At 72.7% G+C, this 15,929-nt stretch carries 15 protein-coding genes; 12 read left to right on the forward strand and 3 right to left on the reverse strand.

From position 1 onward, the window contains the following. The first annotated feature begins 92 nt into the window (after positions 1 to 92). From ABZ951_RS23870 to ABZ951_RS23905, 8 genes are all read left to right on the forward strand, one after another. Positions 93 to 914 carry a RodZ domain-containing protein gene (locus ABZ951_RS23870; RefSeq protein ID WP_344090038.1) on the forward strand — a complete coding sequence of 274 codons (822 nt, stop codon included), beginning with the start codon at positions 93 to 95 and terminating at the stop codon, positions 912 to 914. A gap of 151 nt (positions 915 to 1,065) precedes the next feature. Next, positions 1,066 to 2,544 carry a 30S ribosomal protein S12 methylthiotransferase RimO gene (gene rimO, locus ABZ951_RS23875; protein WP_344090015.1) on the forward strand — a complete coding sequence of 493 codons (1,479 nt, stop codon included), beginning with the start codon at positions 1,066 to 1,068 and terminating at the stop codon, positions 2,542 to 2,544. Further along, positions 2,541 to 3,188 (forward strand): CDP-diacylglycerol--glycerol-3-phosphate 3-phosphatidyltransferase, encoded by a 648-nt coding sequence (pgsA, locus tag ABZ951_RS23880; RefSeq protein ID WP_344090013.1) that lies wholly within the window; start codon positions 2,541 to 2,543, stop codon positions 3,186 to 3,188. The genes rimO and pgsA overlap by 4 nt, the downstream gene beginning before the upstream one ends. Beyond that, positions 3,185 to 3,718, forward strand: a complete 534-nt coding sequence (locus tag ABZ951_RS23885) for a nicotinamide-nucleotide amidohydrolase family protein (protein ID WP_344090011.1) — start codon at positions 3,185 to 3,187, stop codon at positions 3,716 to 3,718. The genes pgsA and ABZ951_RS23885 overlap by 4 nt, the downstream gene beginning before the upstream one ends. A gap of 109 nt (positions 3,719 to 3,827) precedes the next feature. Further along, positions 3,828 to 4,211, forward strand: a complete 384-nt coding sequence (locus ABZ951_RS23890; RefSeq protein WP_086566431.1) for a helix-turn-helix transcriptional regulator — start codon at positions 3,828 to 3,830, stop codon at positions 4,209 to 4,211. A gap of 171 nt (positions 4,212 to 4,382) precedes the next feature. After that, positions 4,383 to 4,853: a DNA starvation/stationary phase protection protein gene (locus tag ABZ951_RS23895; RefSeq protein WP_344090000.1), complete on the forward strand. Its 471-nt coding sequence runs from the start codon at positions 4,383 to 4,385 to the stop codon at positions 4,851 to 4,853. A gap of 119 nt (positions 4,854 to 4,972) precedes the next feature. Beyond that, positions 4,973 to 5,185 (forward strand): hypothetical protein, encoded by a 213-nt coding sequence (locus tag ABZ951_RS23900; RefSeq protein WP_344089998.1) that lies wholly within the window; start codon positions 4,973 to 4,975, stop codon positions 5,183 to 5,185. Between the two features lie 195 nt (positions 5,186 to 5,380). Then, positions 5,381 to 5,683: a hypothetical protein gene (locus ABZ951_RS23905; protein ID WP_344089996.1), complete on the forward strand. Its 303-nt coding sequence runs from the start codon at positions 5,381 to 5,383 to the stop codon at positions 5,681 to 5,683. A gap of 25 nt (positions 5,684 to 5,708) precedes the next feature. Here ABZ951_RS23905 and ABZ951_RS23910 read toward each other — a convergent pair whose 3' ends face one another. The 3 genes from ABZ951_RS23910 to ABZ951_RS23920 all read right to left on the reverse strand — a co-directional run bounded on the left by ABZ951_RS23910 (position 5,709) and on the right by ABZ951_RS23920 (position 12,336). Next, positions 5,709 to 6,503 (reverse strand): DNA-formamidopyrimidine glycosylase family protein, encoded by a 795-nt coding sequence (locus tag ABZ951_RS23910; protein ID WP_344089993.1) that lies wholly within the window; start codon positions 6,501 to 6,503, stop codon positions 5,709 to 5,711. A gap of 85 nt (positions 6,504 to 6,588) precedes the next feature. Further along, positions 6,589 to 11,349: an ATP-dependent helicase gene (locus ABZ951_RS23915; protein ID WP_361280642.1), complete on the reverse strand. Its 4,761-nt coding sequence runs from the start codon at positions 11,347 to 11,349 to the stop codon at positions 6,589 to 6,591. 66 nt (positions 11,350 to 11,415) lie between these two features. Continuing rightward, positions 11,416 to 12,336 (reverse strand): hypothetical protein, encoded by a 921-nt coding sequence (locus ABZ951_RS23920; RefSeq protein WP_344089988.1) that lies wholly within the window; start codon positions 12,334 to 12,336, stop codon positions 11,416 to 11,418. Between the two features lie 79 nt (positions 12,337 to 12,415). Between ABZ951_RS23920 and ABZ951_RS23925 the strand changes: the two genes are divergently transcribed. From ABZ951_RS23925 to recX, 4 genes are all read left to right on the forward strand, one after another. Then, on the forward strand, positions 12,416 to 12,610 hold the full coding sequence (locus ABZ951_RS23925) for a DUF3046 domain-containing protein (protein WP_344089985.1): 195 nt from the start codon (positions 12,416 to 12,418) through the stop codon (positions 12,608 to 12,610). 144 nt (positions 12,611 to 12,754) lie between these two features. Further along, the gene (locus ABZ951_RS23930) at positions 12,755 to 13,933 is read left to right on the forward strand and encodes an AI-2E family transporter (protein ID WP_344089982.1); all 1,179 of its coding nucleotides are present in this window, start codon (positions 12,755 to 12,757) and stop codon (positions 13,931 to 13,933) included. 177 nt (positions 13,934 to 14,110) lie between these two features. Beyond that, the gene (recA, locus tag ABZ951_RS23935) at positions 14,111 to 15,235 is read left to right on the forward strand and encodes a recombinase RecA (protein ID WP_344089979.1); all 1,125 of its coding nucleotides are present in this window, start codon (positions 14,111 to 14,113) and stop codon (positions 15,233 to 15,235) included. A gap of 27 nt (positions 15,236 to 15,262) precedes the next feature. Beyond that, the gene (recX, locus tag ABZ951_RS23940) at positions 15,263 to 15,871 is read left to right on the forward strand and encodes a recombination regulator RecX (protein WP_344090036.1); all 609 of its coding nucleotides are present in this window, start codon (positions 15,263 to 15,265) and stop codon (positions 15,869 to 15,871) included. Positions 15,872 to 15,929: the final 58 nt, after the last annotated feature.

Here is a 15,929-nt window from a genome sequence, read left to right on the forward strand (position 1 = left end):
GTACAAAGTCCGGCTTCCCGCTTGCCCGACGCTTTGCTATCCCCCCTAGACTGAACCTCCAGCAGGTGGCTGCACGCTCGAAAGGCGCCCACGTGTCCATCGGCAACTCTCCCGCGTCAGACGCGGACGACGACCGGCCATCCATCGGCCGAGCTCTCCAGCAGGCCCGTATCAACGCCGGACTGACTGTCGAAGAGGTCAGTTCGACCACCCGAGTGCGCATCCCGATCGTCCATGCGATCGAACAGGACGACTTCTCGCGTTGTGGTGGCCATGTGTACGCCCGAGGACATATCCGTGTGCTGGCCCAGACCGTCGGGCTCGACCCGGCCGGCCTGATCGCGCAGTACGCCGCGGAGCACGGCGGGCGGCCCTCGCCGACCCCGGCGGCGCCCCTGTTCGAAGCCGAGCGGATCCGCCCCGAGCCCCGGCGCCCCAACTGGACGGCGGCGATGGTCGCCGCGATCGTCGCGGTCGTGGGCTTCGTGGGGTTCACGCTCTTCAACGGCGGAGCCGAGGAGACGGGCGGCTCCGTCGCCGCCGACGCCCCCTCCGTCAAGCCGAGCGCGTCCCCGAGCCGGAAGATCAGCCCCGACAAGCCCGCCGACCCCAAGCCGGAGCAGTCCGGCAGCGCCGTCGCCGGCGTGCCCGTCAACAAGGTCACCGTCAAGCTCACCGCCGATAACGGCCAGACCTGGATGTCCGCCAAGGACCACAACGGCCGCCTGCTGGAGGAGGGCGTCCTCAAGCAGGGAGCCTCCAAGACCTTCACCGACAGCAAGCGGATCGACCTGGTCCTCGGCAACGCCGGAGCCGTGCAGCTGTTCGTGAACGGCAAGGAGATCAAAAACCTCGCCGACGACGGCAAGGTCCAGCGGCTGAGCTACACCAAGGGCGACCCCGTGGAGGGCTGACCTGCACAGGAACAGCACGGGGCCGGCACCGGAGGGGGCGGCGGGACGGGCGTGACCCACCCCGCGCGACGCGCCGTCGGGTGACCAGCCTCTCGGTACTGGTGCACACTCGGCAACGGATGCGGCCTCGGGACAAAGTAGGCTGAGCCCTATGCCCGAACGCCGTACCGTCGCTCTTGTCACACTTGGCTGCGCCCGTAACGAGGTGGACTCGGAGGAGCTGGCAGGCCGCTTGGCGGCGGATGGCTGGGACCTCGTCGAGGACGCCTCCGACGCCGACGTGGCCGTCGTCAACACCTGTGGCTTCGTCGAAGCCGCCAAAAAGGACTCCGTCGACGCCCTCCTCGAGGCCAACGACCTCAAGGAGAGCAGTCGCACCCAGGCCGTCGTCGCCGTCGGCTGCATGGCCGAGCGGTACGGCAAGGAGCTGGCCGAGGCCCTGCCCGAGGCCGACGGCGTGCTGGGGTTCGACGACTACGCCGACATCTCCGACCGGCTCCAGACCATCCTCTCCGGGGGCGTCCACGCCTCCCACACCCCGCGCGACCGCCGCAAGCTGCTGCCGATCAGCCCCACGGCCCGCCAGAGCGCGCCCGAGGTGGCCCTGCCGGGCCACGCGCAGGACACTCCTCCGGAGGACCTGCCGGAAGGCGTCGCCCCGGCCTCCGGGCCGCGTGCGCCGCTGCGCCGCAGACTCGGCTCCAGCCCCGTGGCCTCGGTGAAGCTCGCCTCCGGCTGTGACCGGCGCTGCTCCTTCTGCGCCATCCCCTCCTTCCGCGGATCCTTCATCTCCCGCCGCCCCTCTGATGTGCTGGGCGAGACGCGCTGGCTCGCGGAGCAGGGCGTCAAGGAGGTCATGCTCGTCTCCGAGAACAACACCTCCTACGGCAAGGACCTCGGCGACATCCGGCTGCTGGAGACGCTGCTGCCGGAGCTGGCGGCCGTGGACGGCCTGGAGCGCATCCGGGTCAGCTACCTCCAGCCCGCCGAGATGCGGCCGGGCCTGATCGACGTGCTCACGTCGACGGAGAAGGTCGCGCCGTACTTCGACCTGTCCTTCCAGCACTCGGCCCCCGGAGTGCTGCGCGCCATGCGCCGCTTCGGTGACACCGACCGCTTCCTGGAGCTGCTCGACCAGATCCGCGCCAAGGCCCCGCAGGCCGGCGCCCGGTCCAACTTCATCGTCGGCTTCCCCGGGGAGACCGAGGACGACGTGGCTGAGCTGGAGCGCTTCCTGACCGGGGCGCGGCTGGACGCGATCGGTGTCTTCGGCTACTCCGACGAGGACGGCACCGAAGCCGCCACCTACGACCAGAAGCTCGACCCCGAGGTCGTCGCCGAGCGGCTGGCGCGGATCTCCCGGCTGGCCGAGGAGCTCACCGCCCAGCGCGCGGAAGAGCGGCTCGGAGAGACCATTGAAGTATTGGTCGATCGCGTGGACGAGGAGGACGGGGTGATCGGCCGGGCCGCCCACCAGGCGCCCGAGACCGACGGCCAGGTGCTCCTCACCACCGACCAGGAGCTCACGCCCGGCCGCATGGTCGTGGCCAAGGTGGTGGCGACCGAGGGAGTGGACCTCGTCGCCGAGCCCCTGGGTGACGTCGGGTGTACCGAGGAGGCGGCCAGATGACCGGAGTCCCGGCCTCCGCCGCAGGAGGCCACGCCTCGGCGCCGGCCGTGCGGCCGGCCGGGCTGTGGAACATCGCCAATATCCTCACCATGGTGCGGCTGCTCCTGGTGCCCGGGTTTGTCTTGTTGATGTTTCACAACGGTGGCTATGACCCGGCCTGGCGCTCCTTCGCCTGGGCGGCGTTCGCCGTTGCCATGATCACCGATCTGTTCGACGGGCACCTGGCCCGGATGTACAACCTCGTCACCGACTTCGGCAAGATCGCCGACCCGATCGCCGACAAGGCGATCATGGGCGCGGCGCTGATCTGCCTGTCCGTCCTGGACGACCTGCCCTGGTGGGTGACGGGACTGGTCCTCGTCCGCGAGATCGGCATCACGCTGATGCGGTTCTGGGTGATCCGGCACGGTGTCATCCCGGCCAGCCGCGGCGGCAAGCTGAAGACCCTCGCCCAGGGCGTGGGGGTGGGCATGTACATCCTCGCCCTGACGGGGCCCCTGGCCACGGCACGCTTCTGGGTGATGGCCGTGGCCGTCGCGTTGACCCTGCTCACCGGGCTCGACTACGTGCGCCAGGCCGTCGTGCTGCGCCGGGCCGGACTGGCCGCGCAGCGCGAACGGGTACGGCTGGACTCCGTGCGATGACCGGCGGGGGCAGCGGAACCACCGGCACCGCGGCGCGGATCCTGGCCGTGCTCGCGGACGGGGGCCTGACGGTCGCCGCCGCGGAATCGCTCACAGGGGGTCAGCTTTCGGCCGTGCTGACCGAGGCGCCGGGGGCGTCCCGCACGGTGCGCGGCTCCGTCACCTCCTACGCCACCGACGTCAAGCGCGAGGTCCTGGGCGTGGACGGGGACCTGCTCGCGCGCAACGGCGCCGTCGACGCCGAGGTGGCCCGTCAGATGGCCCGCGGCGTACGGGCCCTGCTCGACGCGGACTGGGGGATCGCCACGACCGGCGTCGCCGGGCCCGACCCCCAGGACGGCAGACCCGTCGGCACGGTCTTCGTCGCCGCCGCGGGTCCGGGCGGGGAAACCTCCGTGCGGGAGCTTTCGCTGGACGGGAACCGTGCGCGGATCCGGGCGGAAAGCGTACAAGCCGTGCTGGAACTGCTGCTGAGCGAACTGACGGAAAACGTGGGCGCAAAGGATACGGAACACAACAGGGGGAATTGATGTTTGCAGCCCTGAGTGAACACGACATAGCTCCCCGCACGGCCGGAGCCCGAGGCGGTACGGTGGGGCGTGAAGGATCCGGATTCGCGGTCCAAGGAGGGAGCCACCGATGATTTTGCTCCGTCGCCTGCTGGGTGACGTGCTGCGTCGGCAGCGCCAGCGCCAGGGCCGCACTCTGCGCGAGGTCTCCTCATCCGCCCGGGTCTCGCTCGGTTACCTCTCCGAGGTCGAGCGGGGGCAGAAAGAGGCGTCCTCCGAGCTTCTCTCCGCAATCTGCGACGCTCTGGACGTAAGGATGTCCGAGGTCATGCGCGAAGTGAGCGATGAATTGTCGCTCGCCGAGCTGGCGCAGTCGGCGGCGGCGAGTGAGCCGGTACCCGCGCCGATGCGGCCGATGTTCAATTCGGTGTCCGTAACGTCCGTGACGGGCGTCCCGGGGGAGCGAGTGACGATCAAGGCTCCCGCCGAGGCCGTGGATGTGGTCGCGGCCTGAGACCGCCCGGAGCGGCCTGGAACGGTCTGGAACAAAAGTGTTTTCCACCAGAGATCCCGGTCAGGAGTCTGACCGGGATCCTGGCGTTTCCGGCCTCTTCTGCACCGGTATGCGATGGTGGAGAAACCAGGAGCAAAAGGATCGAACTGGACAGTCGAACAGGAGATGCGGATGTCTGTAGTGAAGAGCCCGCTGTCCGAGCAGGACCGGAAGACCGTCGGTGACGCCCTGCAGGGTGCCCTGGTGGATCTGGTCGACCTCTCGCTGGTGGCCAAGCAGGTCCACTGGACCGTGGTGGGCCCGCGTTTCCGCTCGGTGCACCTGCAGCTCGACGAGGTCGTCGCGAGCGCGCGGCTGCACGCCGACACTGTGGCCGAACGCGCCTCGGCGCTCGGCATCGCCCCCGACGGCCGGGCGGAGACCGTCGCCAAGACGAGCGGGATCGCCGCGGTCGGCGACGGCTGGAACAAGGACGTCGGAGCGGTGCAGACCATGGTCGACGCCCTCGGTGCCGTGATCACCCGGATGCGGGAGCGGATCACGTCCACCGGCGAACCGGACCCGGTGACCCAGGACATCCTGATCGGTCTGACGGGCGACCTGGAGAAGCACCACTGGATGTTCCAGGCCGAGAACGCCTGAGCCCGGCGTGAGCGGGGCGGCGAATCCCCCGGACCCTGGCGGTCCGGGGGATTCGCCATGTCCCGTCCCGCCGCGGTGTTCCGGTGGCGGGGGCACCGCGGCCGCGCTCTCCTGGGGGCATGGACGAGCAACCGGTGATCCGCTTCACCCAAGAGCTGATGGTGGTGTCGGACCTCGACCGGACGACCGCCGGGGCCTTCGTCCGCAGGGTCTATCAGGAGGGCGTCCACGAGGGCGAACAGCGCGTCGTCGTCGACCTGCACCACCGTGACCGCAGGATCACGGAACTGGAGCGGGAACTGGCCCGGCTGCGCGGCGGCCCACCCGGCTGACGGCAAGGCCGCCGGGGCGTCCGCACGGTCACGTCGTACGCCCGGGGCGTGTGGCCCGCGGGGGTTCGGGCGGGCGAGATTCGCCGACGCGCCCCAGGGGCGCCCACGGGGCCGCCACGCGCTGTCGCGGAATGCCTGTGCCCCCTCCCGTGCGGAGGGAAGCCGGTCTAACGTCGTCGGCCGAAGGAGGCAGCCATGGTCGGGCGTGACTTCCGGAGCCGCTGCCGCTCGCGCGGGCCGGGGGGCTGGGTGACCGCGCTCGCGGTGGGCGCGGTGTGGTGGTGGGCCGCTGTCCGGCTCGTCGCGCAACCGGACAGGGGCGGGCCCGTCGAGGCGCTCGTCGTCGCCGGAGGGTGGGGGCTCAGTCTGCTTCCCGTGCACTGTGTGCCGTGGACGCGCCGCAGGCGCGGGCGGCGGGAAGCGTCCTCCTCGGCGGTCGGCTCCGCGGTTCTGAGGGCCCTGCGGGGGCGGCGGGGCGTCCGGTCCGCGGCGCCGTGAGGGGCGGCGCGTTCACCCGTGCGGCTCAGGCGTCCGGCGACGGCTGGCAGCGGGGGCACCAGTAGGTGGGACGCTCCTGGCCCGGCTGTCCCTGGTCGGCCGAGCGCAGCGGGGTGCCGCAGCGGCGGCAGGGCCGGCCCGCGCGGCCGTACACCCACAGCCGCACATCGGGCCGGGGGTCGGCGGTGGTGATGCGGGCGGCCCGGTTCTTGTTCGCCTCCAGGAGCTTCTTGGCGAGGGCGGGCAGCCGCTCGGGGGCGGGGACGGCCGAGACGGGCAGCCAGGGGGAGATCCGGAGCATGAAGCACAGCTCCGATTTGTAGACATTGCCGACGCCGGCGAGGTTGCGCTGGTCGAGCACGGCCTCACCGACCGTGCGGCCGGGATCGGCGAGCAGCCGGCGCAGTGCCTCCTCCGCGTCCCAGTCGGGGCCGAGCAGGTCGGGGCCGAGATGGCCGACGACGGTGCTCTCCTCGGCGGTGCGCAACAGGTCCAGCACGGGCAGGCGGTAGCCGACCGCGGTGTGCGCGGCGTTGGCCAGGATGGCGCGGATCTGGTGGGCGGGGCCGCCGCGCCACCGCTCCCCGAGGGCGTAGATGCGCCAGGCGCCGTCCATTCTGAGGTGCGAGTGGAGGGTGAGGCCGCCTTCGATCCGGGTGAGCAGGTGCTTGCCGCGGGGGACGACCTCGGTGACCCGGCGGCCCGCCAGATCGACGGTGGCGAGCTTGGGGACGCGCAGGTCGGAACGGGTGAGCGGCTCACCTGCCAGGGCGCGGTGGAGATGGTGGGCGGACCGCCAGACAGTGTCTCCTTCAGGCATGCGGACCATGATGCCCTTGCGGCGGGGCGGGTGGGCGGGCCTGGGGCTGCCGCCCTTGGCCCGCGTCCGCCGGGCGGGCCTCGGGTCAGGGTGCGCGCAAGCGCAGGCCGCGGGGCGTGGCGTGGAAGCCCGCCGACTCCAGCAGGGCCCCCAGGGGCGAGGAGAGCGCGGGGGCGCCGTTGACCCGCTCGACCGTGACGGTGCCCAGTGCGCCCGCGCGGGCGGCCTGCGCCAGGGCGGCGGCCGCCTCGCTGAGACCGGGGTCGTCCCTGCTCGCCACGTCGGCCCCCTCCTCCTGCGGCCAGGCGAGCAGTGTCTTGCCACCGCGCTCCATGTACAGGGCCAGGGCGCCGTCGAGGAGGACGACCAGGGATCCGGCCTTGCGGCCGGGCTTGTGCGTCGCGCCCTCGGGGGGCTCCGGCCAGGGGAGGGCGGCCCCGTAGGCGTTGGCGGGGTCCGCGGCGGCCAGGACGACGGCCCGGCCGGCCGGTCGCCCGGGCCGTGCCGCGGCCTGCGGCCCGCCGTCCCAGGGGCCGCGGGCACCCGGCCCGTCGGCGAACGCCCCGCCGCCGGCCCGTTCACGGGCCGTGCCGACGGCGCGCAGCCGGTCGACCGCGCCGTCCATGGCGAACTGTGCCGCCCCCAGGCCCTCGACCACGTAACCGCGGCGGGCCTGGCCGCTCTCCTCGAAGACCGACAGCACCCGGTAGACCGCGGAGAAACCGCCCTCCACCCCCTCGGCGCCCACCGCTCCCCGGGTCACCACGCCGTGCCGGTCGAGGAGCGTGCGGGCCAGGGCGTGCGCCCGGTGGGTGGGGTCGGGCTCGTGGACGGGCAGCAGGGACCACCGTCCCGCGACCGTGGGCGGCCCGCCGCGCGAGGCCGTGGGGCGCAGCGTTCCCGTACGGCCGGTCAGGGAACCGTAACGCCCGCGGGGGACGGCGCGCTTGGCGCGGTGCGCCGTGGAACCGGCCGTCCGCCCCGAGCCGAGGAGCGCGCGGAGCGGTGCCAGGGTGTCGTTGGTGAGACGGCCGGACCAGGCGAGATCCCAGACGGCATCGGCGATCTGAGGGTCCGTGACGCCGGGGTCCCCGGCGCGTACCAGGTCGGCGATCTGACGGAAAAACAGGCCGTAACCGCCGGCGAGCGCGTCGAGCACCGCCTGGTGGACGGGGGAGAGCTCCAGCGGGTGCGGGGCGGGCAACAGCAGGGGAGCGGCGTCGGCGAGGAGCAGCGTGACCCAGCCGTCCTTGCCGGGCAGGGCCCCCGCCCCGGCCCAAACGACTTCGCCGGCCGTGGTGAGCTCGTCCAGGAGGTTCGGGGAGAAGTCCGCTACCCGGGCGGGCAGGACGAGCTTCTCCAGCGCGGATGCCGGGACGGGCGCGCCCTGCAACTGCTCGACGGCGCGCACCAGGCCGTCGACGCCCCGGAGGCTGTGGGTGCCGACGTGCTGCCATTGGGGGAGGAAGGCGGCCAGCGCCGTGGGCGGCACCGGCTCCAGCTCGTGCCGGAGCGCGGCCAGGGAGCGGCGGCGCAGCCTGCGCAGGACCGCCGCGTCGCACCACTCCTGGCCGATGCCCGAGGGGTGGAACTCCCCCTGGACGACCCGGCCGTTCGCCGCGAGGCGGTGCAGGGCGCCGTCGGTGACCGCCGGGCCGAGCCCGAAGCGGGCGGCGGCCCGGGCGGAGGTGAACGGGCCGTGGGTGCGGGCGAAACGGGCGAGGAGATCGCCCAGCGGATCCTTGACGGGCTCGGTGAAAGCCTCGGGGACGCCGACGGGCAGCGCGGTGCCCAGGGCGTCGCGCAGCCGGCCCGCGTCCTCGACGGCGGCCCAGTGCTCCTGTCCGGCGATGCGGACTCGGATGGCGCGGCGTGCCTCCGACAGCTCCCGCGCCCACTGCGGGTCTGCGCCGCGCTCCGCCAGCTCGGCGTCGGTGAGCGGGCCGAGGAGCCGCAGCAGATCGGCGACGCCCTCGGCGTCCTTGGCCCGGCGGTCCTCCGTCAACCACTGCAGCTCACGCTCCAGCTCGGTGAGGACGTCCGCGTCGAGGAGCTCGCGCAGCTCGGCCTGGCCCAGCAGCTCGGACAGGAGGCGCGAGTCGAGGGAGAGGGCCGCGGCCCGGCGCTCCGCGAGCGGGGAATCACCCTCGTACAGGAACTGGGCCACGTAGCCGAACAGCAAGGAGCGGGCGAACGGGGACGGCTCCGGCGTCGTCACCTCCACCAGCCGGACGCGGCGGGCCTCGATGTCGCCCATCAGCTCGGTCAGCCCGGGAACGTCGAAGACGTCCTGGAGGCACTCGCGGACGGCTTCGAGGACGATCGGGAACGAGCCGAACTCCTCGGCGACCTGCAGGAGCTGGGCCGCGCGCTGGCGCTGCTGCCACAGCGGGGTCCGCTTGCCGGGGTTGCGGCGCGGCAGGAGCAGGGCACGGGCGGCGCACTCGCGGAACCGGGCGGCGAACAGGGCCGAGCCACCGACCTGGTCGGTGACGATCTGACCGATCTCCCCCTGGTCGAAGGCGACATCGGCGGCTCCGACGGGGGACTGCCCGTCGTCGTGCTCCGTACCCTGCCGGGAGGGGTCGGCGTCGAGGAGATCCAGACCCATGAGATCGGCGTCCGGCAGCCGCAGCACGATGCCGTCGTCGGCGTGCATCACCTGGGCGTCCATGCCGTACCGCTCGGTGAGCCGGGATCCGAGGGCGAGTGCCCAGGGGGCGTGCACCTGGGCACCGAAGGGCGAGTGGACGACGACTCGCCAGTCTCCGAGCTCGTCACGGAACCGCTCGACGACGATGGTGCGGTCGTCCGGCACGTGGCCGCAGGCCCGGCGCTGCTCGTCGAGGTAGGACAGGACGTTGTCGGCGGCCCAGGTGTCGAGGCCGGCGGCGGTGAGCCGCTCGCGGGCCGCGCCGGGGGCGAGTCCCGAGACTTCGCGCAGGAACCCGCCGAGCGCCCGGCCGAGCTCCAGCGGGCGTCCCAGCTGGTCGCCCTTCCAGAACGGCAGCCGGCCCGGCACGCCCGGCGCGGGGGTGACCAGGACCCGGTCCCGTGTGATGTCCTCGATGCGCCAGGAGGTGGTGCCGAGGGTGAAGACATCGCCCACCCGCGACTCGTAGACCATCTCCTCGTCGAGCTCGCCGACCCGGCCGCCGCCCTTCTTGGGGTCCGCGCCCGCCAGGAAGACGCCGAACAGACCGCGGTCGGGGATGGTGCCGCCGGAGGTGACGGCGAGCCGCTGCGCCCCCGGGCGGCCGGTGACTGTGCCGGCCACGCGGTCCCAGACCAGGCGCGGGCGCAGCTCCGCGAAGGCGTCGGAGGGGTAGCGCCCGGCGAGCATGTCGAGCACCGCGGTGTAGGCGGATTCCGGCAGGGCGGCGAACGGCGCGGCCCGCCGCACCATGGCCAGCAGTTCGTCCACGTCCCAGGTGTCGACCGACACCATGGCGACGATCTGCTGGGCCAGGACGTCCAGCGGGTTGGCGGGCACCCGCAGGGCTTCGATCGCGCCCGCACGCATCCGCTCCGTCACCACGGCGGCCTGCACGAGATCCCCGCGGTACTTGGGGAAGACGACACCGGTGGAGACCGCGCCGACCTGGTGCCCGGCGCGGCCGACCCGCTGCAGGCCGGAGGCGACCGACGGCGGGGACTCCACCTGGACGACCAGATCCACCGCGCCCATGTCGATGCCGAGCTCCAGGCTGGAGGTCGCGACGACCGCGGGCAGCCTGCCCGCCTTGAGGTCCTCCTCCACCAGCGCGCGCTGCTCCTTGGAGACCGATCCGTGGTGGGCGCGGGCGAGCACCCCCGGAGCCCCTTTGCCGCCCCCGGCCCCGCCCATCAGCTCGGCGGGGGAGTGGTGCTCGGGCAGGGGCTCGCCCGTGGCGCGCTCGTAGGCGATCTCGTTGAGGCGGTTGCACAGCCGCTCGGCGAGGCGGCGGGAGTTGGCGAAGACGATCGTGGAGCGGTGGGCCTGGACGAGATCGGCGATCCGCTCCTCGACATGGGGCCAGATCGACGGCTTCTCCTTGCTGTCGCCCTCCTGGACGGGCGAGCCGCCCAGCTCTCCCAGATCCTCCACCGGGACGACCACCGACAGGTCGAACTCCTTGCCGGACGGCGGCTGGACGATCTCCACCCGGCGCTGCGGTGACAGATAGCGCGCCACCTCGTCCACCGGGCGGACGGTCGCGGAGAGGCCGATGCGCCGGGCGGGGCGGGCCAGCAGGGCGTCGAGGCGCTCCAGGGACAGGGCGAGGTGCGCGCCCCGCTTGGTGCCCGCGACGGCGTGCACCTCGTCGAGGATGACGGTCTCCACGCCGGCGAGGGCGTCCCGCGCGGCGGAGGTCAGCATCAGGAACAGCGACTCGGGGGTGGTGATCAGGATGTCCGGGGGCCGGGTGACCAGCGCCCGCCGCTCGGCGGGCGGGGTGTCACCGGACCTGATGCCGACCCGGATCTCCGGCTCCGGCAGCCCCAGCCGTACGGACTCCTGGCGGATGCCGGTGAGCGGACTGCGCAGATTGCGCTCGACGTCCACGGCCAGGGCCTTGAGCGGGGAGACGTACAGCACCCGGCAGCGCTTCTTGGTCTCGGCGGGCGGCGGGGTGCTCGCCAGCCGGTCCAGGGCAGCCAGGAAGGCGGCCAGCGTCTTGCCCGACCCCGTCGGGGCGACGACCAGCACGTCGGAGCCCTCACCGATGGCCCGCCAGGCTCCGCTCTGCGCCGCCGTGGGCGCGGTGAACGCCCCCGTGAACCAGGCACGCGTCGCGGGGGAGAACCCCGCGAGGCCCCCCGCGGGGCCGTCCCCGCCGCTGTCCGCCACCCTGTCGTCCGCCATGCACCCCATCGTGCACCGCACCACTGACAATGCCCCGGCACCGCAGGTCAGGGGCCGGGTCGGGGCTCACAGGGGCCGGGCGTAGGCACGCAGCGTCAGCAGGGCGGTGAGGGTCACCATGGGCCGGCACTCCAGCCGGGTGCCCGGCGCCCACGCGCGCCAGCCGATCGGCCAGCCGCCGTCCTCCTCCTGCGAGGAGGCCAGGAAATCCAGCGACCGCTCCAGCTCCGCGTCGGTGAACCAGGGCCGGGCCAGCGACCCGGGGGCCGGCGCGAAATCGTGCGGAAAGTGGTGCTCGCCGGGCGCGTACCCCTCGGGCACCGGGTGGTCGGCGCGGCGCTCGGGCTCCAGGACCGCCAGCCGCTGTTCCCGCACCACCCGGCCCAGCCGCTCCGCCGCCGCCTGGGCGCGCGCCCGGTCCGGGGCGCCGTCCAGGAACGCGAGGGCCGCCCGGACCTCGTACGGGTGCGTTGCGGCCCCGTTGCCCAGTTCCTCGACCGCGGCCCAGCAGAAGTCGGTCGCCCGGAACAGCCACGCGTGCCACACCTCGTTGCGGTGCAGCACCCCCACCACCGGGCCGGTGGCGAGCAGATCGCTCGGCGGGTCGTCCACCACCGGGATCCAGGGGGCAGCCGGGTAGCCGCGCAGCGAGGGATGCAGGGCGGGCAGCGCGCCGTCCCGGGTGGAGACCGCCGTCAGGTAGCGGCAGACCCGCTCCACCCGCCGGTCGCCGCAGCGTCCGATCTCGTCGAGCACCTTCAGCGCGTGCGCGGTGTGCAGGGGCTGGCTCACCGGGCCGCGCAGATCGGGCTCCAAGGCGTGCCCGAAGCCGCCGTCGTCCCCCGCGTAGGCCGCGAGGGCCGCCTCGACCGCGTCGGGGCTGCCCTCCAGGAAGTGGAACGCGAATCTCCGCTGTTCGAGAACGCGGGCGGTCAGCCAGATGAACTGCTCGGCGCGGGCGAGGGGGGATGCTCCGGATCGGGCCATGCACCGACCGTAGGGCGGAAAACGTCCCCGGTCAGCGGCTCGTGCCCGGCAGCACTCTCAGGGGCGGGATACTGATCGCATGCGGTTGACGGTTTTCTGGCAGCGGATGGCGGACCATTTCGGCGCGGCGTACGCCGACTCCTTCGCGCGCGATCATGTGATGTCCGAGCTCGGCGGGAGGACCGTGCACCAGGCGCTCGACGCGGGCTGGAGCGCCAAGGAGGTCTGGCGCGGGGTGTGCCGCGCGCTGGAGATCCCCGACGACCGGCGCTGAGGGGGCGGTGCCAGGGCGCCGGCGGGGCGATGACGGGCGATGACGGGCACTGAGCAGCGCTGAGGAGCGCAATCGCAGGGCGCGCGGGGGAACCGCCCCGCGGTCGTCCGGGGTTCGTTTCACCTGTTGGTCCACACTTGCTCCGTGGCAGCAGACGACACCGCCCCGGATCCCGCTGGACCGCCTCGGCCCGCCGCCGACGCCCGAATGCCTCGCTGGCTGCCCCGCGCCATGGTCGTGGCGCTCGCCCTCTTCGCCTGCTTCCAGCTGGCCAGCTGGGCGTTCCTGCAGCTCATCGGCCTGCTGATCAATATCCTCATCGCGTTCTTCCTGGCTCTGGCCATCGAGCCGGCCGTGGCGCGGATGTCCGCGCACGGCATGCGCCGCGGGCTGGCGACGGGCCTGGTCTTCCTCGGTGTCACCGTCGTCGGCGCGGGGTTCTTCACTCTCCTCGGCTCGATGCTCGCCGACCAGATCGTGACCATGGTGGAGAACTTTCCCTCCTACGTGGACTCGGTGATCCGGTGGACCAACCGGACCTTCCACACCAGCCTCAACCGGGTCGAGGTCCAGGAGAGCGTCCTGCACTCGGACTGGCTGCAGAAATATGTGAAGAACAGCGCCAGCGGCGTGCTGGGCGTCTCCGCCACCGTGCTCGGCGGCCTCTTCCAGCTGCTGACCGTGCTGCTGTTCTCCTTCTACTTCGCGGCCGACGGTCCCCGGCTGCGCCGCGCCCTGTGCTCCGTGCTGCCGCCCCACCGGCAGGCCGAGGTGCTGCGGGCCTGGGAGCTCGCGGTGGCCAAGACGGGCGGGTACATCTACTCGCGCGCCCTGATGGCACTGGTCTCCGGGGTCGCGCACTACGTCCTGCTGGAGATCCTGGGCGTGCCGTACGCCCCCGCGCTCGCGATCTGGGTCGGCACCGTCTCGCAGTTCATCCCGACGATCGGCACCTACCTCGCGGGCGCCCTGCCCATACTGCTCGCCTTCACCGTCAACCCTTGGTACGCGGTGTGGGTGCTCGGCTTCGTCGTGGTCTACCAGCAGTTCGAGAACTATGTGCTGCAGCCCCGGATCACCGCCCGGACCGTGGACATCCACCCGGCCGTCGCCTTCGGCTCGGTGGTGGCGGGCACCGCGCTGCTCGGCGCGGTGGGCGCGCTGATCGCAATCCCGGCCACGGCGACGCTGCAGGCGTTCCTGGGGGCCTACGTGAAGCGGTACGAGGTCCTGGACGATCCGCGCGTCCAGGGCGGCCGGCGGAGCGACGGAGGCCGTTCCCCGGCCCTCCTGAGGCTGTTCCGGAAGCTGCGCGGGCGCTGACACGCGCCGGGCGCGGCGCGCTTGACACCAAAATCGAACATCCATTCTCATGGGTGTTCCTGGCCTCCTGGGAGGCGAGTTATCCACAGGCCAGGGCGGCGCCCGGGCCCATTGTCAGTGGCAGGCGTTAGCGTCGTTGACGTGAAGCGATCGACTCAAGCAAACCGGGTGGAACCCATGGCAGGCACTGACCGCGAGAAGGCGCTGGACGCCGCGCTCGCACAGATTGAACGACAATTCGGCAAGGGCGCGGTCATGCGCCTCGGTGACCGGCCGAACGACCCCATCGAGGTCATCCCCACCGGGTCGACCGCTCTGGACGTCGCCCTCGGCGTCGGCGGGCTGCCGCGCGGCCGTGTCGTGGAGGTGTACGGACCGGAATCCTCCGGTAAGACCACCCTCACCCTGCACGCCGTGGCCAACGCCCAGAAGGCGGGCGGCACGGTCGCCTTCGTCGACGCGGAGCACGCGCTCGACCCGGAGTACGCCAAGGCGCTCGGCGTCGACACGGACAACCTCATCCTCTCGCAGCCGGACACCGGCGAGCAGGCCCTGGAAATCGTGGACATGCTGGTCCGCTCCGGCGCCCTCGACCTGATCGTCATCGACTCCGTCGCCGCCCTGGTGCCGCGCGCGGAGATCGAGGGTGAGATGGGCGACTCGCACGTCGGCCTCCAGGCCCGGCTGATGAGCCAGGCGCTCCGCAAGATCACCAGCGCGCTCAACCAGTCCAAGACCACCGCGATCTTCATCAACCAGCTCCGCGAGAAGATCGGCGTCATGTTCGGCTCCCCGGAGACGACGACCGGTGGCCGGGCGCTGAAGTTCTACGCCTCGGTCCGCCTGGACATCCGCCGCATCGAGACCCTCAAGGACGGCACGGACGCGGTCGGCAACCGCACCCGCGTGAAGGTCGTCAAGAACAAGGTCGCGCCGCCCTTCAAGCAGGCCGAGTTCGACATCCTCTACGGCCAGGGCATCAGCCGCGAGGGCGGCCTGATCGACATGGGCGTGGAGCACGGCTTCGTCCGCAAGGCCGGCGCCTGGTACACCTACGAGGGCGACCAGCTCGGCCAGGGCAAGGAGAACGCCCGCAACTTCCTCAAGGACAACCCCGACCTCGCCAACGAGATCGAGAGGAAGATCAAGGAGAAGCTGGGCGTGGGCGTGAAGCCCGCCGCCCCCGCTGCCGAGCCCGGCGCGGACGCGGCGGCCGGCGCGGGCGAGCCGGCCAAGTCGGTCCCGGCTCCCGCCTCAAAGTCCACGGGCAAGGCGGCCAAGGCCACGGCTGCCAAGAGCTGACCCGTGACACGGCGATCGGAATACCCCCTGCCGGAGGCCGGGGGAGGCCGCCAGGGCCCGGCCTCGGGGCCGGGCGACCGGACACGCGGTGGCGCCTCGTCCTCGTCGAGGGCCGGGGACGGGCCGCCACCGCGTCCCGAGGAGCAGGCGCGGGCGATCTGCCTGCGCCTGCTCACCGGATCCCCGCGCACCCGCAAGCAGCTCGCGGACGCGCTGGCCAAGAAGGGGATCCCGGCCGAGGTGGCGGAAGAGGTGCTCTCCCGGTTCGAGGAGGTCGGCCTCATCGACGACTCGGCGTTCGCGGGCGCGTGGGTGGAGTCCAGGCACCGCGGCCGGGGCCTCGCCCGCCGGGCCCTGACACAGGAGCTGCGTACGAAAGGCGTGGCCTCCGCGGTGATCGACGAAGCCGTGGGGCAGCTCGACGCCGAGCAGGAGGAACGGACCGCCCGCGAGCTGGTCGAGCGGAAGCTGCGGTCCACCCGAGGCCTGGACCGCGACAAGCGGCTGCGCCGCCTCGCCGGGATGCTGGCCCGCAAGGGCTATCCCGAGGGCCTGGCCCTGCGGGTGGTGCGCCGGGCCCTGGAGGAGGAAGGCGAGGAGCCGGAGCTGCTGGACTCCTACCTGCCGGACGCCTGACCGGCGGATGCCGGTCGGGCCGGCCGCGGCCCTTTCCCTCACCCCGGATGGATCGGCG

This window comes from Streptomyces sp. NPDC046215, assembly GCF_040646215.1.
Taxonomy (GTDB): domain Bacteria; phylum Actinomycetota; class Actinomycetes; order Streptomycetales; family Streptomycetaceae; genus Streptomyces; species Streptomyces stramineus.